Raw genomic sequence first — 19,659 nt, 5'->3', positions numbered from 1 at the left:
AACCTTGTAATATAAGGCTTTAACCTACTTTTTATAAAAATGCCTAAAAAATTGCATTTTCTGCTCATCTTTTAATCTCAAAAAATACGGTAAAATTAACGGTATCCAACGCTATAAATGCCTTGATTGTAACCGTAACTTTGTCGCATCTAAGCGACTTAATTCCGAAGAAATTTGGTTTAAGTACAGTTCTCAAAAACAAACGATTCAACAACTTGCTTTTGAATACTAATGTTCTGAACGGACGATTAGAAGGCATCTCGAAAAAGCGACAAAAGCCGAGCAAAAATCTCTTCCTCAAACAGTAAATATCATGATGGATACCACTCACTTTAAACAACGTTTTGCTGTACTTATCCTAATGGATTCCTTATCTTTAAAGCCGATTTATTTTCGCTTTATTTCTGCGGAGAAAAATCAATATTATTTTGACGCTATCTCAGCGTTAATTGAAAAAGGAATTAACATTCAATCAATTACCTGTGATGGAAGAAGAGGATTATTAAATGCTTACCCCAATATTCCTACCCAAATGTGCCACTTCCATCAAATCGGGCGAGGTATTTTTTATTTAACAAAATCACCAAAATCAGAGGCAGGAAAAGAGCTACTATCGCTTTATTACTCACTTAAATTTCAAACACAAGAAACACTTACTCTAGCCCTATCTGTATGGTTAAATAAACATAAAGGTTATTTCAATGAACGTTCTGCAACCAACCCAAAACGATTTAAACATAAGCGATTACGGAGTGCTTATTGGAGTTTAAAACGTAGCATAAACTATCTATTTACCTATCAAGCGTATCCCGAGTTAAACATTGCACATACAGCCAACTTGGTGGAGTCATTTTTTAGACAAATGAAAGCCAAATTAGTGCCACATCAAGGACTAACTGATGAACATAAGATGATGTTTATAAAGGATTTTGTTTGCCAAAAGAGTTGAAAATAAAGCCATAGCAGACTCAAAAATGTCCACTATGGCTAGTTCATTGGGAAATCAGACTCAATTTTGTCCACTATCCCAAATTTGCAAAATTTTTCCGAAAAATAACCGCTTGTATTGTATTAACGGCGTTCGTAAATAAACTCTACGCCCTCATCGTCTTCTTCGGTCCAATCATCGTCCCAGTCGTCATCCCAATCTTCTTCCACGGCATTTTGCATTGCTTCGTTGTGGTAGTCTTCCCATTTGAATTTCACTTCATCCGCGGCTTTATTTTCTTCTTCCACTTCACGAGGATTCGCTTCGATGAAATCCATAATATCACGGGTAAGATTCTGCACGTTTTGACCGGTGGCGGCGGAGATTAAGTAGTAATCGCCTTCCCAACCGATTTGCTCGGCAATCTCTTTGGCTCGCTCAGCAGCTTCTTCTTCGCCGATGGTGTCGATTTTGTTGAACACCAACCAAGTCGGTTTTTCAGAAAGTTTTTCGCTGTATTGGTATAGCTCAGATTCAATCACTGAAATATTGTGAGCCGGGTCGCTTTCATCAATCGGCATAATATCCACTAAGTGAATCAAAATGCGGCAACGTTCCAAGTGTTTTAGGAAACGGATCCCTAAACCAGCCCCTTCGGCAGCCCCTTCAATCAAGCCGGGAATATCGGCAACCACAAAGCTGCGATCTGCTCCTACACGAGCTACACCTAAACTTGGCACAAGGGTAGTGAACGGGTAATCTGCAACCTTCGGTTTAGCAGCAGAGACACTGCGGATAAAGGTTGATTTTCCGGCATTTGGCAAGCCTAACATTCCCACATCAGCAAGTAGCATTAGCTCTAGCAATAAATCACGTTTTTCGCCCGGTGTGCCGTTGGTTTTTTGACGTGGAGCTCGGTTTACTGAGGATTTAAAGCGAGTGTTGCCTAAACCGTGATAACCGCCTTTTGCCACCAACATTTTCATTCCGTGGCGGGTTAAGTCGCCAATCACTTCTTGGGTATCATTGTCGATAGCACGAGTCCCCACCGGCACACGTAATGTAATATCGTTACCACGATGACCTGTACAACCTGCACTGCGACCATTTTCACCACGACCTGCGGCATAACGTTTTTCAAAGCGGTAGTCGATCAGGGTGTTAAGGTTTTCATCTGCGATTAAGTAAACATCACCACCATCGCCACCATCACCACCGTCCGGTCCGCCTTTTGGTATATATTTTTCACGGCGGAAGCTGACACAGCCGTTTCCGCCATCGCCTGCTTCAACACGAATCAGGGCTTCATCTATAAATTTCATTTTATTGTCCTTTGGTCTTGGGGCGAAAAAGATTTCGCTCCACTGTATCTTTGAGTGGCAAATGATGATTTGCCCCTACGAAATTACATTCTGTTAGTTATTGTAGGGGCGAAATATTTTTCGCCCTGCGGAAATTACATCTTCTCTACCGTTTTAATACCGAGTAAATCTAAACCTTGTTTTAAGGTTTTGGCGGTTAATGCGGCTAAGGCTAAGCGGCTGTTTTTCACATTTTCTTCGGCATTGAGAATCGGGCAAGCCTCGTAGAAACTAGAGAATGTGCCGGCTAATTCATAGAGGTATTGGCAGAGAATATGCGGCATACCGTCTTTTGCCACTCCGTTTAGTGCTTCTTCAAATTGCAGTAATTTCACCGCTAAAGCACGTTCTTTATCTTCGCTAAGTTGAATTTTAGCATTTAAGCTGTCGGCATTAATGCCGGCACGGGCGAAAATCGAGCGAATACGGGTGTAGGCATATTGCATATAAGGGGCAGTATTGCCTTCAAACGTCAGCATATTGTCCCAATCGAATACATAGTCGGTGGTGCGGTTTTTCGATAGATCGGAATATTTTACCGAGCCGATTGCCACCGCTTCCACTACTGCCGCTTTCTCTTCCGCAGTTAAATCTGTAGAACGTTCTGAAATCAGTTTATCCGCACGCTCTACCGCTTCGTCTAAGAGATCTTTCAGTTTAACTGTGCCACCGCTGCGGGTTTTAAACGGTTTACCGTCTTTGCCTAACATCATTCCGAAGAATGGATGTTCAAGGCTGAAACCTTCCGGCACATAGCCGGCTTTGCGGGTAATTAACCACGCTTGTTGCATATGTTGGGCTTGGCGACTGTCGGAGAATACTAATGCACGGTCGGCTTTTAAGGTTTCATAGCGATATTTTGCGGCAGCAATGTCGGTGGTGGTGTAAAGGAAACCACCATCTTTTTTCTGCACAATTACGCCCATTGGGTCGCCGTCTTTGTTTTTAAATTCATCTAAAAAGACGACTAACGCACCATCATCTTCCACCGCTAAGCCTTTGGCTTTGAGGTCTGCGACAATTTCTGGCAACATAGGGTTATAAAGGCTTTCGCCCATTACATCTTTTTCCGTTAAGGTTACGTTTAGGCGATTGTAGTTCTCTTGGTTGTGGTGCATTGTGATGTCCACGAGCTTTTTCCACATTGTTAAGCAATAGTCATCGCCACTTTGCAGTTTCACCACATAGTTACGGGCTTTTTCGGCAAAGACTTCATCGGAATCGTAATGCTCTTTGGCTGCACGGTAGAAAGCTTCCAAATCGCTTAATTCCATCTCACTGGCGTGTTCGTTTTCCATTTTTTCAAGGTAGGCAATCAACATACCGAATTGAGTACCCCAGTCGCCCACGTGGTTGGCTCGAATCACGTTATTGCCTAGAAATTCAAGAGTGCGAACTACCGCATCACCAATAATGGTTGAGCGTAAATGACCAACGTGCATCTCTTTTGCTACGTTTGGCGAAGAGTAGTCGATGACAATGGTCTGTGGATTTGCAGTTTTTATGCCAAAATTGACCGCTTGTAACGCATTATTGGCATTTTGTGCTAACCATTCTTGATTTAAGAAGATGTTGATAAAACCCGGGCCGGCAATTTCTAATTTGTCGGCAATGCCGTTTAAGTCTGCGTTATCTAAGATTTTTTGAGCGAATTCACGAGGGTTTATGCCTAATTTTTTCGCTGCCCCCATTGCTCCGTTAGCTTGATAATCGCCAAATTCCGGCTTGCCTGATTGGCGAACTAACGGCTCTACATTTTCATCTGCCCCTGCGGCAATCATTGCCTGTTTAATTTTATCTGATAGAATTTGTTGAATATTCACTGATTTAACCTATTAAATTCGATTTACAAAAATGGACAAGATTATAGCAGAAAATGCAAAATTTTTCGAGAAAATGACCGCTTGTTTTGGTGATTTATCTCAATTTGAGCAAAAAATTCAACAAATTGCCGATATTGCCGGCATTGATTTATCCCTTTATCAAATCGATCATCTAGCGATCAGAATGAATCAACACGAAACTGCCGAGCAATGGAAAAGCCTTTTATTAGAAGGGGCGAGCTTGTTGAAGGAAAGCGAAGTGAATGGCAGACCGATTGGTTTATTTACCTTAGATCAAGCGGTTAAATTTTGCGGACAAAATGTAAAGATTGTTGAGCTCCCTTTCCCGAAAGATAAAGTTTATCCTGAGGAAGGCTGGGAGCATATTGAGGTGGTTTTTCCGATTTTAGCCGGTGAAAATACCGAGCAATGGGTGGAAAGAGCTTTATTACACTTTGGTTTGGCAGAAAATTCCAATCTGAAATTAAAGATTAGCCAGCCAAAAGTGGAGGGGGAAAGATTACCGAATCCAAGTATTGCGATGAGTTTGAGAAATGTAACTTTTTGTAATCTTTGTTGTCTAAAGCTGCACCCTTATGATATAAACAACATAATTATGTCAGAAATGTAATTTTTTGGTATTTCGGAGAATTAAAATGAAAAAATTAGCTTTAGCAGCGGCGTTAATGTCAAGTTTTGTGTTAGTTGGTTGTGCTAATACAGACGTTTATAGCGGCAGTGTATATTCTGGATCACAAGCCAAAGAAGCTCGTTCTATCTCTTATGGTACAATTTTATCTGTGCGTGATGTTAAAATCCAAGCTGATAGTCAAGGTGTAATTGGTACTGTTGGTGGTGGCGTATTAGGCGGTATTGCAGGTAGCGGTGTTGGTGGTGGTACAGGTCAAGCTATTGCAACAGCAGTAGGTGCGATTGCAGGTTCTGTAATTGGTAGCCAAGTAGAACAAAAAGCGAGCCAAGTTTCTTCTTTAGAAATGGTGATTCGCAAAGATGATGGTAAAGAAATCGTTGTAGTTCAAAAGAAAGAAGACGGTTTTGTGCCTGGCAAACGTGTGAGAATTGTAGGGTCTAACTCAGATCTGAATGTGTCTCTCCTTTAATTTTTAGTTTTTCCTAGAGGATATATTATAATGAAAAAACTTTCTTTAGCAGTATTAGCAACTTTCGCTTTAGCAGCTTGTACTGCTGATGTGTACTCTGATAAAGGTAATGCAACTGTATTATCTAGCAAAGAAGTATCTCCGGAAGTTGTTGAATTGACTATTCAAAGAGATAACGGCGAAGTAGTAACTTTAACACGTGAATACGATGCTCATGCAGCAGTAGGTGCTCGTATCCATCTTGCTGATGAGATCCAAAAGCAAGATTCAGACGTGAAAACTATTCGACGTTACGAATTTAAATAATTCCGTTTAAATCACTATAAAATGAAGCGGTCATAATTTGTAATAAATTTGCAAATTATGACCGCTTGCTTATTGGGGAATTATTTCACCGTAATGCGAGCAAACTTACGTTTTCCGACTTGGTAAACAAACGTGCCTTTTTGAGCATTTTGTTTCACATCTTCCACTTTCTCACCGTCAATTTTCACACCGCCTTGTTGAGCTGAACGGATAGCCTCAGAGGTTGATGGCACAAGTCCTGCCTCTTTTAATAGGGCGGCTAAGCCGATTTCGCCTTCAAAGGTAAATTCAGGCATTTCATCCGGAATTGCTCCTTTTTGGAAACGGTTGATAAATTCTTGCTCTGCGGCATCTGCTGCGGCTTCATTGTGGAAACGAGCGATGATCTCTTTCGCTAACAGAATTTTCACATCACGTGGGTTTTTGCCGTTGGTAACATCTGCTTTTAATTGGGCGATTTCGTCTAATGGACGGAATGAAAGTAAGTTATACCAATCCCACATTAAATCATCAGAAATTGACATAATTTTACCAAACATTTCGCTTGGAGCTTCAGTTACGCCAATGTAGTTGCCAAGTGATTTCGACATTTTTTTCTCGCCGTCTAAGCCCACTAAAAGCGGTAATGTCATCGCTACTTGCGGTTTTTGACCGGCAGATTTTTGTAATTCACGACCCACTAATAAGTTGAAGGTTTGGTCTGTACCGCCTAATTCTACGTCTGCTTTTAATTCAACGGAATCGTGTCCTTGTAATAATGGATAGATAAATTCGTGAATTGCAATCGGCTGCTGGTTGGTGAAACGGTTTTTGAAATCTTCACGCTCAAGCATACGAGCCACTGTGTAGTTCGAGGCTAGACGGATCATTCCTTCCGTGCCTAATTTACCTAACCAATCAGAGTTGAATACGATCTTGGTTTTTTGCGGGTCTAAAATTTTGAAGATTTGCTCTTTGTAAGTTTCCGCATTGTGTAAAACATCTTCACGGCTTAGTGGCGGACGGGTGGAATTTTTACCTGATGGATCGCCCACCATACCGGTAAAATCACCAATTAAGAAATAAACTTCGTGCCCAAATTGTTGGAATTGGCGGAGTTTGTTTAACACTACCGTGTGTCCTAAGTGGATATCCGGTGCAGTTGGGTCTGCACCTAATTTAATGCGTAACGGACGATTTTCTTTAAGTTTTGCAATTAAATCTTCTTCTGAATAGATATTTTCCACACCACGTTTAAGCTCGGCAAGTGTTGATTCGATAGATTGAGTCATTGATCTTCCTTCTCTTTTATCAATAAAAATGGCTCTATTATAGCGGTATGAATTGAAATTAATAGAGGTTTTGGCGGATAAGCAAAAAAAACGCCGTATTTTGTGGGGGAATACGGCGTAAAGAGTTGGAGTGATTACCTATTATTTTTGAAGTGAGTTGATGATAATAGTTCTCAACTGAGAAGTCAATAATTTTTTGAGAATTATTATCAACAAAATGAAAAAGTCTCCGAAAGAAAATTCTCGGAGACTTGTTTTTACTTTTGTACTTTCAAATAACGGTTACATATTGGCAATATATTTCAGCATTACACCTGCTGCAATAGCTGAGCCGATTACACCAGCCACATTTGGACCCATTGCGTGCATCAATAGGAAGTTTTGTTTGTCATATTCTTGACCGACTTTATTGGATACACGAGCCGCCATTGGTACGGCGGATACACCAGCCGAGCCGATGAGTGGGTTGATTTTGTGTTTACTAAAGCGATTCATAATTTTCGCCATAATCACACCGCTTGCTGTGCCAATGCCAAATGCAATTACGCCTAGCACTAAAATCCCTAAAGTTTGCGGTTGGAGGAATTTATCGGCAACTAATTTCGCCCCAACTGATAAGCCCAAGAAAATGGTAACGATGTTAATCAACGCATTTTGAGCGGTATCGTTTAAGCGTTCTACCACGCCACTGGTGCGGAGCAAGTTACCGAAACAGAACATACCGAGTAATGGTGCAGCATCAGGTAATAGCAGAGCCACTAATAGCAATAATACAATCGGGAAAATAATTTTTTCACGGTTGCTAACATTACGCAGCTGCGTCATTCTGATTTTGCGTTCTTGCTCGGTAGTTAGTGCTTTCATAATCGGTGGTTGAATAAGCGGCACTAATGCCATATAAGAGTAAGCTGCAACTGCTATTGCACCTAATAATTCAGGAGCAAGTTTACTTGCTAGATAAATAGCGGTTGGACCGTCTGCTCCCCCGATAATGCCGATAGCTGCGGCTTGTGGCAAGGTAAAATCAATTAAGCCTAACCAGTTCAAGCCTAATGCTCCAAGAACAGTTGCAAAAATACCAAACTGAGCGGCGGCACCAAGTAATAGCATTCTTGGGTTGGCGAGTAACGGTCCGAAGTCTGTCATTGCTCCCACCCCCATAAAGATGATGAGTGGGGCAACACCATAACCAATCGCCACTTTATAGAATAATGCTAATACACCGGCAGTGTAGCCCATATCGCCAGCCATTATTTCCAATTCATTTTGAACTGATGGTGCAGCAAGAGCAATGGCGTCTTTGATAGTGTGGACATTAAGGCTTGTGCTATTGACTTTTGCCGCAATAATGGCAAGTTGTTCCGCTGTACCGCTATGAAGCAAATTGTCTAAAGCCGTCATCGCCATACCGGCTTCGGGAATGTTCGACATCAAACCACCAAAGCCGATTGGCACAAGTAACAGAGGTTCGAATTTACGTGCAATCGCAAGCCAGAGTAGCAGTACACTTACCGCAATCATCACGGCTTGCCCCCACTCTAGGTGCATAATGCCCATTCCTTTAAAGAGTGCAATAATACCTTCCATATATCACCTCTATGCGATGCTCATTAAGGTATCATTCACGGCAACCACATCGCCCTGTTTCACGTTAATACCTTGAATTGTGCCTGATTTTGCTGCACAAATTTGGGTTTCCATTTTCATTGCTTCCAGAATCAGTAACACATCGCCCTCTGCGACTTGCTGACCGTCTTTCACTTCAACTTTCAAAATATTCCCTGCCATCGGGGCATTAACCGGTTCGGCATTTGCAGATTTTTGAACGGAATTGACCGCTTGTGGAGCTGGAGTAGGGGCGGTTGTCGGAGCAATATTGGTAATATCCCCACCTTCGCTCACTTTCACCACAAAGGCTTTGCCTTCAAGTTCAACGGTGTAAACCGCAGAACCGGATTGTGCTTGGGCTTTTGGTGCAGCAGCTGGTGCTGCTTTCACATCATCAGCACTAGGTACAGGTTCAAAGGCTGATGGATTGTTGCGGTTTTCCAAATATTTCCAACCGATTTGTTGGAATAACGCCACAATCAATACATCATCAATACTGTTTTCAGAAAGCGAGATACCTTTTTCTTTTGCCTGAGCAGTTACTTCTGCTACTAATTTATCTAGTTCCGGTGGAATATGATCGGCAGGTCGGTCGGTAATCGGCGTTGCACCTTCTAACACTCTTTCTTGTAACGTTTTATTTACCGGTGCTGGTGTACGACCGTATTCACCTTTGAGAATCCCAGCGGTTTCTTTCGCAATTGTTTTGTAACGCTCGCCCATCAACACATTCATAACTGCCTGCGTGCCGACAATTTGGGAGGTTGGGGTAACAAGTGGAATATTCCCCAAATCTTCACGTACACGAGGGATCTCTTGTAATACGAGATCAAGTTTATCTGACGCATTTTGTTGTTTTAATTGGCTCTCAAGGTTAGTGAGCATACCGCCCGGCACTTGAGCCACTAGAATACGGCTGTCTACGCCACGCAGTTGCCCTTCAAATTTCGCATATTTTTTACGCACATCACGGAAGTAAGCGGAAATTTTTTCTAATTCAGGAATATTTAAGCCTGTATCATACGGTGTGCCTTGTAAGGTAGCCACAATAGATTCTGTTGCAGGGTGTCCATAAGTGCCGGACATTGAAGAAATAGAAGTATCCACGCCATCAACACCCGCTTCAATCGCTTTCAACAACGCCATTTCAGCCATACCGGTGGTGGAGTGGCAATGTAAATGTAACTCTACGTCATAGCGTTTTTTAATTTCGCTCACTAATTCATAAGCCGCCATCGGAGTCAAAATGCCCGACATATCTTTGATCACTAAAGAATCCACGCCAATTTCTAATAGTTGCTCAGTAACATCTAACCAGGTTTCTAAAGTATGTACCGGGCTAGTGGTATAGCTCAGAGTCCCTTGTGCGTGTCCACCGTGTTTTTTAACCGCTTGTAATGCCGCTTGCATATTGCGAGGGTCATTCAACGCATCAAATACACGGAAAACACTCATACCGTTTGCCACAGAACGTTCAACAAATTTATCTACCACATCATCGGCGTAATGGCGGTAGCCGAGCAAATTTTGTCCACGCAATAACATTTGCATTGGCGTTTTTGGCATCGCTTTTTTTAGCTCACGTAAACGAACCCACGGATCTTCCCCTAAAAAGCGAATGCAGCTGTCAAAAGTTGCTCCCCCCCAAGTTTCTAACGACCAATAGCCGATTTTATCGAGTTCTGCGGCAATTGGTAGCATATCGTCTAAGCGTAAGCGAGTGGCAAATAAAGATTGATGAGCATCGCGTAAAACAACATCGGTTATAGCAATTTTTTTCGGTTGAGTTGTCATAATAAACTTCCTTCTAATTTTTTGAGCTTTATCTTAATTCTGATTGTTTACTCGGCGGTGATGTGCAATCGCCGCTGCAATCACAGGGCGTAAGCGTTCTAAATCATCAACGGCAGGCTGTATTGTTTTGGGAGCTGAGACAGGTATCGGTTCAGGAAAATAGCGATTAATGAGGGTAGAAATAAAGCTGATGGCGTAAATTAATACAAGCAGGAAAAGCATTACAAATCCCATTCCTGCAAACATCAGATTCAGCCCTTCACTAAAAAGTTCTGCGTTTGTCATTGTGATTTCCTTTAATTTTATAATGAATAAATTTAACAAAAAAATAAAAAAAATCGAGTAAAATTTCAAATGTTTTAGTTCATAAATGATGAATGGATCACAAATTATTTTTGATAAGCGGTTGAATTTTACAACTTTTTTACCAAATTTAACCGCTTGATAACTTACGTAAGGAGATTTTGTTACTCAGCAGGCTCTCGAATTCTTAAAAAGGTAGCAAAGCGAGGCTTGCCAGATTCTGTTAATCCTCGATATTTATAAGTAATAGTTGAGCCTATCGGCGGTGGATTTTCACGATCTTTATCTTTAAAGCCTGAGCCGATGCGAAAACGACCTCGATGGTTCTCGCAGCTCACCGCCCCTAATTTGTTGGCATATTTCCCTTTGCCTTTGTGGTGTGCGGTTACAGTACATTCTTCATCTAGCACAGGTTTGATTTTCAAAATCTGAGCGGATCGCCCTTGTATGTATTCAGCATTTGGATTGCGAACGACCACACCTTCTCCCCCTTTAGCTAGAATATCTTGGTAAAATTGCTGAAGGTGGGCTTTATTTTGAATCGCAATTTGCGGAATAATCTCAATATGGGCATTAGGATTCTGGTTAAGGTATTTCTGTAAACTTGATAGCCGCTCAAATAAATCGCCTGTCGCATTTGGCACATCAAACACATACAGTTTTAATTTGTACCAACCTTTAGGTTCAGCAGAACGGACGGTGGCAGAAATTTCTTCAAACTTTCCTCGTTCGCTAAAGAGTTCGCCATCAATGGCAAAAGGTGGAAAATCTTTTACAAAATAATCAGGTGGATTGAGCGGATAACCTTGTCGGCTGATCAGTTGTTTACCGTCCCAAAAACCACGCACGCCATCGAGTTTTTCGCTCATCACCCAGCCGGTAATATCTTGATCTTTATATTGACTGAGCAACATTAAATCGGACGATTTGGCAGAAAGAGAAGAGCAGAGTAGTAATAAAAAGAGAATTTTTTTCATAGTGCCTCCAACGGTTGAAGGCACTATAAAATAAAGGAAGGGATGCGTCAGAAAAGAAATTCAAATTTTCGATTCAGATCGCAAAATTTTTTTCAAAAAAGACCGCTTGTAATCAACGAACTGTTTGAATTAAGGCGGAAATATCTTCGCTAAAGGTTTCCAGTTTCGCCATTTCTTCAATTTGACTGTGAGTATATTTCTTTGCATTGTATACCACGACCATACTCATATCGCCCACTTGCAAGAAATTGGTTTCGCCAAACGGAGTATAGCGTGTTGCCCCAATGCTAATAATGGCTTTTGTCGGATAATTAGCCTGCTTTAACATTTCAGCAATGTTATTCATCGGACCTTCATCTGGCTGATTATTCATTCTATCTACAATCCAATCTAATAATTTTTGATGGAAGTAGCTATATTCCACTGCCGGACTATCAATACCATAAGCATTCAGCTCGCCATTACGTTTATGGAAACAAGCGATGTTGTAGTTATCTAATCTGCCCCCTTCGTTAAAATTATCAAGTTCTAACAAAGTAGCTGAAAGCCCTTTAGACGAAGCTCCCCAGTTTTTCTTTTCACAGATTTTATTTGCATTCGGGCGACGGATAGAGCAGTCATTATAAGCGGCAAAATGAGAGGGAGTGATAGAAACAACCTGATTGTCTTGGTAGCCAATGGTACAAATCAATGCCACTTCAGGCTCAATTTGCAGATTATCCGCATCGGTAGGGAAATTAATCGCAGTATTTGAAAGCGGATAAGTTGATAAGAACTGATAATCCCCCAAATTCTCAGCTGGTACATAAAATGGAAAAATTGCTTTTGGTTGCACAGCTTCAACGGTTTTTACTTTTACGAAATCCGCAGCTTCACCTGCTTGCTCCAAGTGTCCGGCAAAATTACCAGCTACACCTAAACCGATAAAATGTTCCATAATCTACTCCTTAATTGGTAAAAGTTGGATAAAATTCTACCGCTTGTGAAAGAAAATTGCGAATATTTATTTTATCTAATTTGGGTTTGAGGTGAGTGTTTCTCATTTCACAGTGCTACAATTTCAATTTCTTGCAAACGATTTTTTGCGAATTGTAGCTCCTTTTCTTATTAAATTCACAGAAGATGCATTTTTCTCAGTTTAAAGTGGCTGCTCGTGAATAATGTTCATTAGAATAAATGGCGACTGCGGCAATGGCACATTGTTGCTATAGCCACGAATAACCCGATCACCCTCTAAATGAAAAAGCCCAAGCAAATAAGCTCGGGCTTCTCGGTAAATATCATCGTGTGTAACACTTAGCGTTATGTCTGCCGCCATACCACCACCTTGCACCAGTTAGGGAAACTCTCCGCTACCGATTTAATCAGCCATTCTGATTCTTCATTTTCACCAAAGGCTTTGAATATCAGTTTATCCGCATCTTTCTGTGAAATACGGCGTAGAGCGTGAATTTGCCCCGAAATATAAACATTGAGTAACTGCCCTTGCTGGGCGAGTGTGTCAAACATTTGTAAATCGTTGCTTGAAAGGCTTTGTGGCTGAATTTTGACGTTGATTTCATCAAACTTTGCGACTCTTTTGCCTGTGTCGTCCGTTTCCATTCCTACGTTGAGTTTTAATACTGCCGGAATATTCGGATTCACATCGGTGATTGCACGATTTGCGATTTGGCGTAGGTTCATAGTTGCACCTGATTAAAAAATAGAGCTAAAATAAAGTCATCGGTAATGTTGTTGCAGTGTGATGGCTGCATCTGGGGTTGACGGCGGAGGGGTCGAGTAACATTGGATATCCGCAGACCGGCATTACAAGCGGCGTTAGTCAGTTGATTAACGCCGTTATCGTTTCATATAGCCGTGATCATAATAGCGGCGACCATCTTTCCAGTGTTTCACTGTCATTATGATTTCTCTTTCCTTTCCACCAACACTTAATCTCGCTTGATAGATCTCCACTCCTAGATAATTTACATCTCCGTGTTTATCCGGTTTAGTTTCCAGTAATTTAGCTGTGCGGATCAAATCGGGAATAGCTGGAATAGTTTTCACTAAATCTTCACTGGCTCCTGCAATCGTGTGTTTCACGCCACTCATCGCGACAGAGATTTCATTTCCCGTTTCACTATTTGAAAAAGATTTCCCTGTGAAATTCAATGCATATAACCGAACTTTCTGACATAGTTCTTGGGGGGCTTTCGTTCCACTCTTTAGTTGTAGCTCCCTTTCTCATTTCGCAGTGCTACAATCTTACGTTACCGCTAAAGCTCGCACCATTTGTTGTAGCTCCCTTTCTCATTTCGCAGTGCTACAATTATTGGAAGTTTCTAATATTCGTACTCAGGGTTGTAGCTCCCTTTCTCATTTCGCAGTGCTACAATGTTGCAGTGCCGTTAGCTCCTACATAAACCGTTGTAGCTCCCTTTTTCATTTCGCAGTGCTACAATCCGAAGGGAAGACAGCAGTCTATATTTCCCGTTGTAGCTCCCTTTTTCATTTCGCAGTGCTACAATTGAACCTGTATCTTTGTAGCGTTTAGTACGGTTGTAGCTCCCTTTTTCATTTCGCAGTGCTACAATTATGTCAATAGTTGATAGCATTTCATAAAGGTTGTAGCTCCCTTTTTCATTTCGCAGTGCTACAATGCAATGGTGGGGGCAACGTTCTGCTACACCGTTGTAGCTCCCTTTTTCATTTCGCAGTGCTACAATTACTGCTGCTCTATATTTTGCGTCATCAATGTTGTAGCTCCCTTTTTCATTTCGCAGTGCTACAATAAAGCCCAAGCAAACGAGATTTAAGGTTAAGTTGTAGCTCCCTTTTTCATTTCGCAGTGCTACAATCAATGCTGAATTGGTTTAAATATGGCTTATGTTGTAGCTCCCTTTTTCATTTCGCAGTGCTACAATCACTCCACAATTTGCAAGCAAATTATCGTTGTTGTAGCTCCCTTTTTCATTTCGCAGTGCTACAATCGGTCGGGGGGATTTCTGCTTGGTAAAACTGTTGTAGCTCCCTTTTTCATTTCGCAGTGCTACAATGTAATCTTAAATCATTAAGGCTCATTTAAAGTTGTAGCTCCCTTTTTCATTTCGCAGTGCTACAATATCCCTCGCTCAGAGTCTTATTTATAAAGGGTTTTGCGAGGGAAAATTCGATAAAAAATCGAGTAAAAAGTCTTTTGTAAGCGGTTATTTTTCTGAAATTTTTTGCAAATTTTGCAGATTTTTTTAGAAAAATAACCGCTTGTTTTTTGCTAAAAATGGCTGAAAGTAGGCATTTGGGTATGATGGTTAGCTTAAAAATTCAGCAATCAAACAAAAATTGACGATGTAGCATAAAAATTTTTTATCCTGTTTTTTTCCTAAAAGAGTAGCATTTGGTTTGCATTGACTTTTTCCTCTTGTGGTTTTAATTCACCGACTAACAATAGCATTGAGGTAAATTGTTTTTCGGTAACTTCCAAGCAACGCACCGAACCTTCTTCCGGCAGATGTTGGGTGAGGCGTTTGTTATGTTTTTCAAGCGAGTCCCGCCCTCGTACAATCCGGGTATAAACCGAGAGTTGCAGCATTTGATAACCGTCTTTTAGCAGAAATTGCCGAAATTGGCTGGCGGCTCGGCGTTTGGCTTTGGTGGTAACCGGTAGGTCAAAGAAAACAATAATTCGCATAAATGTTGCCTCACTCATAATGATGTTCCTTTAACGGCAGAATTTCGGGCAGTTTTAATAAGCTCGGATCTCGTTGGGAGACAGCTGTTTGAAATGATCCGACCGTGCGGTCAATCGCTGCCAGTGTGCTGAATGTTTGGTCTTGAAAACGCAGTTGATAGTGCAGCAACCCGACTAATTTCTGTTTGGTGTGTGGCATCAGGCTGTCGCTTAATTTTTCTTGTCGCCATAAATCCCACACCTGTAAATCCACGAGCGGGCGAAATGGTTCGATAAAATCATCTGCAAGGTTGAACGGGTTGAGTTCGCTGTGGTGAAAAATGCCTAAGGTCGGCAACCAACCGTAAAGCACTAGTGAGCGAGCTACTGCCGAACGTAGCACGGTATAGGCGTAGTTGAGATGAGCGTTAATCGCATTTTCTTGCCAGCGGCGGAAATCTTTGCCGAAAGCAGTTTGGAAGTAAAGTTGGGCGGCTTGGGCTTCGAGGTTCTCTTTGTCGCCGGATTTAACCCGTTTTGCCATATTTTGCAATTTTTCAGCAATATCCGACCGCTTGGTTTGGCTCAATACAGAGGCTTGGTTGCGGATTTTCTGTTGCACAATCGCTTGCCAAAGCTGTTTTTTCAGCGGTTGGCTCATTTCCAGTTGCAGTTTTAAGGTTTTCAGTTGGCGGTGATACTGCCCAAACGGCAGCCACTGTCCGCACGGAATAAATTGCTCATCGCAGGTTAAGAGCGTGATGCCGTTGAGAGCGAGAGCAGAAAGTAGTGGGGCGGTAATCACCACTTCACGACTTTCAATTACAATCACCGCAATATCTTCTAACGGCACGCAAAATTCCTGTTCTTCTTGCCAAATAACCATTTGATTTTGGCGGAGCGATAATTTTCCGCCTTTGCTGATTAAAATACTACGCCAGCTCATAATCTCTCCTATAAAAAATCCCTGCACCGCAGAACGGGGCAGGGATTGGGTTAGCGAACGGCTTGTCGTTTGCTTGGGCGACAAGGGCGGATATTTTTACCGAGTTCATCGACTTGGTATTTTCTGATAGATTTCTGATTTAAAACACTAATTCTAAACTGTTCAGGATTGTCTTTCATTTTACTATACCCGTTGGGACAAATAGCTCCATCGTGTAGTTTTAATACAAACCGTTTGTCATCTCCGTTTCTTATATAGTATGCGATAATGTTATTATCGCTATTGCTTGGATCTTGAATTTCTATAAGATCATTTTTAAATAAAGAAAATTGAAATACATAGCTATCATCTATTTCTATGCCTGTTGAGCTTATATTTGGTAATATACCTTTTGCTACTTGCCAAGCATAGACCGGTACAAAATAATATTTGTTACCTTTCAAGAATAAGTCTGTTCTAACAATAGAGGTGTTTTCTGCAATGCCGTCTCTTATTGTTATACCTCTTTTTAATTTTGTTGTGATTTTTATTGATTTAACTATGGTGGAGCTTTTATTTCCATCTTTATCTGTTTTATAGAATTTTTCTTTAAAAGCTTCTTTGGCATTGTCTTGATAAGCGGATAAACGCTCTTTAAGAGATTGATAAAGAACCCAATCTCTGTCTTTATTAATCATATTTTCTAAATCTTGGAGGGTAATTTCAGTTAATAACTTTTTCGTAGTTGTCAAATTTTCGTCTTGGTATTTAGCAGACGATATAGTTTCTTTATGCCCCTGTCCGCTCATTTTTCTCGTTGGCATACGAGAGACAAACAGCGGTTGTACAAATTCGTGGTTGGTTTCGGGGCGATCCGGCAGTTGGATAATCAGATCTTCCTGTGGATTTTCACTGAAAATGCGGATCATCACCTCTTGGCGGAAGAAGTGCCACGGATCAGGGAAATGTAGCGGAATGATCTCGCCGGTTTCTCGGTCAATGCGTTCTGCCGTCTGTAAATTCCCTTCTTGATATTTCACAAAGCGGGTGATTTTTTGCTGCATCGCTACCGTTGAACAGGCAACTACCACCGCATCTAGGGCGTGGTGGCGGTCGCTCTCTTCACGCACCTTGCTTAATCCCCAACGCCCACGCAAGAAAGCGGTGATTTGACCGTTTGAGGCAAACACCCGATTTTTGCCTTTGCCGGTTAAATGTAAATTCTCACGCACAAAATTCACCAAGAAACGGGCGATATAGCGGGTGTCGTTTAGGTTGCGTTCAATAAAGCCCTGCTCATCGAGTTTTTTGGTTAAAATCCGTTGCTTTTTCGCATACGGAAAGCGACAGCCATTCACCCGAGCGACAAATAACGCCCATTGATGTTCGTCTTTGCCGAGCCACTCAAACGGCGTTTGATTGCCTTTATTCTGATTTTCGCCGGCAAGCACCAGAACTTTGTTATTTTGACTGTCGTCCCACGTGCGGGAAAACGGTAGGGCGTGGTCGATTTCCACATAGCCTTTTTCCAACAAGCGGTTTAAATTGAGCGGTTTTCCGCTATATAGGCACTGCCCGTTTTGCTGTTCATACAGCCGCATCATCAAAATATCTTTGCCTTTCGGCTCGCCAATAAAGGTAGGGAAAAGCGTTTTGAATTGTGCCGTTGCTTTTTCCCGCTCGGCACGATTTTGCTCTTGGCGTTTTTCAATCTCTTTGCGATCTTTATAGGATTTGCCGAGCTCTCGGGCGGTTTCAATATGAATCCGAGCCGGCGATCCGTAGAGGCGGATCACGGCATTGATGACTTTTCTGGCTTGGGTGAGCGAACGTAACACTACCGGATTACGAATTTCATCGGCAGGGATTGGCGGTAGCAAGCGGTTGATTTCGCCCGATTTTTTACCAAAATGGTCGCCGTAAATCTGTTGGCAAGCCTCGTCATAACGCAAGCCTTGTTCCATCAACGGCACAATCTTGTAGAGGCTTTTTAAGGAAAGTTGAATGAATTGATCGAAGTTGAGGTTTTCCAGCAGAGCGTTTAGTACTGTCTCAGACAATTTTCCGTTGAGTTGTTCAGTGATGTCGTTATCGGTTTTGTAAATAGAGAATGCCGTGCCGATCTCGTCTAAAAGTGCGGTTTGATTTTTCAGGGTTTCCCACGCCGATTTATCTGCCTTTTCCACCGCTTTACGAATGGTGTGATAGGCTTTCAGCTCGATCAGTGTGGCATCTTCGGCTTTCTCTTTACCGTAACGCACGCTATTAAAACGAGCCTCTTCCGATAAACCCAGCAGTTTACGCACTTGGGTGTAGGTGAGTTTGGCTTTTTCATAAGGCTGGTTGAGTAATAAACTCCGTTCATCGGCATTTAAAGCACGCTCCGAGCCGTTATCTAAAATCCGTAAATTATTCAGTTTCGTCAGCCAAACAAAACGTTCCGCCGTGTAGCTGTGTTTGGCGGCTTTATATTCGTTGGTTTCAAAGGTACATTTGCCGAGCATTTTCAAAATCGCATCGCCCGATAACGCCGGTTTCTGCCACATCAGCAATTTGCAAAATTCTTGTTCTAATTGACCGCTTGTATGTGGGTTGCTGAGTTCTCGCTGGGTTTGGAAGAGTAGTTGCATTTCAGCGAGTAGATCCTTACGGTCGAAAGTATGCGTATACGCCCCTCGCTGATTGCGGATATGCCCCTCTTCGAGAGCAAATTTTTTCACTGCAATCTCTGCCGGTGTGCGGAATTGGTTTTCGACTAATAATTGATGGTTACTTGCCACACCGGAAAGCAATACCCCCATTTCTTTATCCGCATTTTTCGCTTCATTTTTACGTTGAGAAAGGTAGCCACGATGTTTCAATAAATGAAGCAATACCGCAGACCACTCTATTGGCGAGAGGCGTTCGTCTAAACCTTTTACCCGTAATGCCCAGCAATCGGTAGGCAGGGTAGTCAGTGCTTCTTTATTGATTACATTATGTTGTTTTAAGAGACGTTTTCCTTTTAATAGGCGAAATGCACGGCGACGGATTAAACGGCGGGTGGAACGGGCATCACGGCGAGTTTTGGCTAATGAATCACCATTTGGTGCTTCAGCTCGTTCAAAGGTACGAACACCAACATCAATCAACCGAATCGGAAAACCATTCTCATCAATTTCTACTATTGCCCAACCAACGGAAGCAATACCTAAGTCTAAACCAAGAATATAGCGAAGCAGTTTCATTTACATTTCTCCTATCAAATAGATTTGACAAAAATTATACAACAGTTAAAATATGCCGTGTAGTACTGCGAAATGAGAAACGTTGCTACAATAAGGAATTCGAAAGAATTACCGTAATGCTCTGCCCCTTGATACTTTGGTATTAAGGGGCATCATTGTTATTGATGCAATAGAAATCAGTATTTGATGAAATTATTTTCAATATGGTTGTAAATTCAACAAGCGGTGATTTTTTTAAAATTTTTTGCAAAAAACACTTGCGTTCATTTTAGATTTCTCTATAATGCACCCCACACAACGACGCACTGTTGTGAAGAGATTAAGTTTGATTCCGGTGCGTCGTTTTGTTTTGCTCTTTAACAATTT

At 41.7% G+C, this 19,659-nt stretch carries 16 protein-coding genes, 3 pseudogenes and 1 CRISPR repeat array; of the genes and pseudogenes, 5 read left to right on the top strand and 14 right to left on the bottom strand.

The genetic code is table 11. The features are described 5' to 3' along the window. Positions 1-55 precede the first annotated feature (55 nt). On the top strand, positions 56-232 hold the full coding sequence (locus V6W77_RS11040) for an IS1/IS1595 family N-terminal zinc-binding domain-containing protein (protein ID WP_428981787.1): 177 nt from the start codon (positions 56-58) through the stop codon (positions 230-232). A 12-nt stretch (positions 233-244) separates the two neighbouring features. Next, positions 245-949 (top strand): annotated as a pseudogene (locus tag V6W77_RS09470) (IS256 family transposase, variant Zn-binding type); the annotation flags it as partial. 122 nt (positions 950-1,071) lie between these two features. Here the strand turns inward: V6W77_RS09470 and cgtA are convergent. Further along, positions 1,072-2,250 (bottom strand): Obg family GTPase CgtA, encoded by a 1,179-nt coding sequence (gene cgtA / locus V6W77_RS09465; protein WP_334248711.1) that lies wholly within the window; start codon positions 2,248-2,250, stop codon positions 1,072-1,074. A 134-nt stretch (positions 2,251-2,384) separates the two neighbouring features. Then, positions 2,385-4,112 carry an arginine--tRNA ligase gene (gene argS, locus V6W77_RS09460; RefSeq protein WP_334254495.1) on the bottom strand — a complete coding sequence of 576 codons (1,728 nt, stop codon included), beginning with the start codon at positions 4,110-4,112 and terminating at the stop codon, positions 2,385-2,387. A gap of 31 nt (positions 4,113-4,143) precedes the next feature. Between argS and V6W77_RS09455 the strand changes: the two genes are divergently transcribed. From V6W77_RS09455 to V6W77_RS09445, 3 genes are read left to right on the top strand one after another with little or no spacing between them, the layout of a single operon-like run. Then, positions 4,144-4,743 carry a VOC family protein gene (locus V6W77_RS09455; RefSeq protein ID WP_428981786.1) on the top strand — a complete coding sequence of 200 codons (600 nt, stop codon included), beginning with the start codon at positions 4,144-4,146 and terminating at the stop codon, positions 4,741-4,743. Positions 4,744-4,768: 25 nt separating this feature from the next. Next, positions 4,769-5,233, top strand: coding sequence for an outer membrane lipoprotein (locus tag V6W77_RS09450; protein WP_283386917.1), 465 nt, complete (start codon positions 4,769-4,771; stop codon positions 5,231-5,233). A gap of 30 nt (positions 5,234-5,263) precedes the next feature. Continuing rightward, positions 5,264-5,539 carry a deoxyribose-phosphate aldolase gene (locus V6W77_RS09445; RefSeq protein ID WP_025236618.1) on the top strand — a complete coding sequence of 92 codons (276 nt, stop codon included), beginning with the start codon at positions 5,264-5,266 and terminating at the stop codon, positions 5,537-5,539. An 80-nt stretch (positions 5,540-5,619) separates the two neighbouring features. On the opposite strand, the gene tyrS is transcribed toward V6W77_RS09445, so the two are convergent. The 12 genes and pseudogenes from tyrS to cas9 form a co-directional block, all read right to left on the bottom strand. Beyond that, the gene (gene tyrS, locus V6W77_RS09440) at positions 5,620-6,810 is read right to left on the bottom strand and encodes a tyrosine--tRNA ligase (protein WP_334254494.1); all 1,191 of its coding nucleotides are present in this window, start codon (positions 6,808-6,810) and stop codon (positions 5,620-5,622) included. Positions 6,811-7,092: 282 nt separating this feature from the next. Next, positions 7,093-8,397, bottom strand: a complete 1,305-nt coding sequence (locus tag V6W77_RS09435) for a sodium ion-translocating decarboxylase subunit beta (protein WP_334254493.1) — start codon at positions 8,395-8,397, stop codon at positions 7,093-7,095. 9 nt (positions 8,398-8,406) lie between these two features. Continuing rightward, complete coding sequence (gene oadA / locus V6W77_RS09430) at positions 8,407-10,212, bottom strand: sodium-extruding oxaloacetate decarboxylase subunit alpha (protein WP_334254492.1); 1,806 nt, start codon at positions 10,210-10,212, stop codon at positions 8,407-8,409. Positions 10,213-10,245: 33 nt separating this feature from the next. Next, positions 10,246-10,497 (bottom strand): oxaloacetate decarboxylase subunit gamma, encoded by a 252-nt coding sequence (locus tag V6W77_RS09425; RefSeq protein ID WP_334234773.1) that lies wholly within the window; start codon positions 10,495-10,497, stop codon positions 10,246-10,248. Positions 10,498-10,679: 182 nt separating this feature from the next. Continuing rightward, positions 10,680-11,492 (bottom strand): DNA ligase, encoded by an 813-nt coding sequence (locus V6W77_RS09420; RefSeq protein WP_334254491.1) that lies wholly within the window; start codon positions 11,490-11,492, stop codon positions 10,680-10,682. 112 nt (positions 11,493-11,604) lie between these two features. Continuing rightward, on the bottom strand, positions 11,605-12,429 hold the full coding sequence (locus tag V6W77_RS09415; RefSeq protein ID WP_334254490.1) for a DUF5718 family protein: 825 nt from the start codon (positions 12,427-12,429) through the stop codon (positions 11,605-11,607). Between the two features lie 204 nt (positions 12,430-12,633). Next, positions 12,634-12,810: pseudogene (locus V6W77_RS09410) on the bottom strand (phage neck terminator protein); the annotation flags it as partial. Beyond that, positions 12,795-13,175 carry a hypothetical protein gene (locus tag V6W77_RS09405; protein WP_283386925.1) on the bottom strand — a complete coding sequence of 127 codons (381 nt, stop codon included), beginning with the start codon at positions 13,173-13,175 and terminating at the stop codon, positions 12,795-12,797. The pseudogene V6W77_RS09410 and the gene V6W77_RS09405, both read right to left, overlap by 16 nt. 156 nt (positions 13,176-13,331) lie before the next feature. Beyond that, positions 13,332-13,661: pseudogene (locus tag V6W77_RS09400) on the bottom strand (LPD3 domain-containing protein); the annotation flags it as partial. Positions 13,662-13,702: 41 nt separating this feature from the next. Continuing rightward, a CRISPR array of direct repeats spans positions 13,703-14,596; the repeat unit is 36 nt; unit sequence GTTGTAGCTCCCTTTTTCATTTCGCAGTGCTACAAT. 257 nt (positions 14,597-14,853) lie between these two features. Then, the gene (cas2, locus tag V6W77_RS09395) at positions 14,854-15,180 is read right to left on the bottom strand and encodes a CRISPR-associated endonuclease Cas2 (protein ID WP_038644018.1); all 327 of its coding nucleotides are present in this window, start codon (positions 15,178-15,180) and stop codon (positions 14,854-14,856) included. After that, positions 15,173-16,087: a type II CRISPR-associated endonuclease Cas1 gene (cas1, locus tag V6W77_RS09390; RefSeq protein WP_334239429.1), complete on the bottom strand. Its 915-nt coding sequence runs from the start codon at positions 16,085-16,087 to the stop codon at positions 15,173-15,175. Before cas1 ends, cas2 begins: the two co-directional genes overlap by 8 nt. A gap of 50 nt (positions 16,088-16,137) precedes the next feature. Then, positions 16,138-19,293 carry a type II CRISPR RNA-guided endonuclease Cas9 gene (gene cas9, locus V6W77_RS09385; protein WP_334254489.1) on the bottom strand — a complete coding sequence of 1,052 codons (3,156 nt, stop codon included), beginning with the start codon at positions 19,291-19,293 and terminating at the stop codon, positions 16,138-16,140. Positions 19,294-19,659: the final 366 nt, after the last annotated feature.

The sequence above is a fragment of the Mannheimia indoligenes genome, from assembly GCF_036880405.1.
In the GTDB taxonomy this organism is placed as follows: domain Bacteria; phylum Pseudomonadota; class Gammaproteobacteria; order Enterobacterales; family Pasteurellaceae; genus Mannheimia; species Mannheimia indoligenes.
The sequence above is the reverse complement of the archived record's forward strand: the minus strand, read 5'-3'. Positions and strand labels throughout refer to the sequence as shown.

Coding starts and splice junctions, on each gene's coding strand:
- cgtA (WP_334248711.1), bottom strand. CDS start 2,250: ATGAAATTTATAGATGAAGCCCTGATTCGTGTTGAAGCAGGCGATGGC.
- V6W77_RS09455 (WP_428981786.1), top strand. CDS start 4,144: ATGGACAAGATTATAGCAGAAAATGCAAAATTTTTCGAGAAAATGACC.
- V6W77_RS09450 (WP_283386917.1), top strand. CDS start 4,769: ATGAAAAAATTAGCTTTAGCAGCGGCGTTAATGTCAAGTTTTGTGTTA.
- V6W77_RS09445 (WP_025236618.1), top strand. CDS start 5,264: ATGAAAAAACTTTCTTTAGCAGTATTAGCAACTTTCGCTTTAGCAGCT.
- tyrS (WP_334254494.1), bottom strand. CDS start 6,810: ATGACTCAATCTATCGAATCAACACTTGCCGAGCTTAAACGTGGTGTG.
- V6W77_RS09435 (WP_334254493.1), bottom strand. CDS start 8,397: ATGGAAGGTATTATTGCACTCTTTAAAGGAATGGGCATTATGCACCTA.
- oadA (WP_334254492.1), bottom strand. CDS start 10,212: ATGACAACTCAACCGAAAAAAATTGCTATAACCGATGTTGTTTTACGC.
- V6W77_RS09425 (WP_334234773.1), bottom strand. CDS start 10,497: ATGACAAACGCAGAACTTTTTAGTGAAGGGCTGAATCTGATGTTTGCA.
- V6W77_RS09420 (WP_334254491.1), bottom strand. CDS start 11,492: ATGAAAAAAATTCTCTTTTTATTACTACTCTGCTCTTCTCTTTCTGCC.
- V6W77_RS09415 (WP_334254490.1), bottom strand. CDS start 12,429: ATGGAACATTTTATCGGTTTAGGTGTAGCTGGTAATTTTGCCGGACAC.
- V6W77_RS09405 (WP_283386925.1), bottom strand. CDS start 13,175: ATGAACCTACGCCAAATCGCAAATCGTGCAATCACCGATGTGAATCCG.
- cas2 (WP_038644018.1), bottom strand. CDS start 15,180: ATGAGTGAGGCAACATTTATGCGAATTATTGTTTTCTTTGACCTACCG.
- cas1 (WP_334239429.1), bottom strand. CDS start 16,087: ATGAGCTGGCGTAGTATTTTAATCAGCAAAGGCGGAAAATTATCGCTC.
- cas9 (WP_334254489.1), bottom strand. CDS start 19,293: ATGAAACTGCTTCGCTATATTCTTGGTTTAGACTTAGGTATTGCTTCC.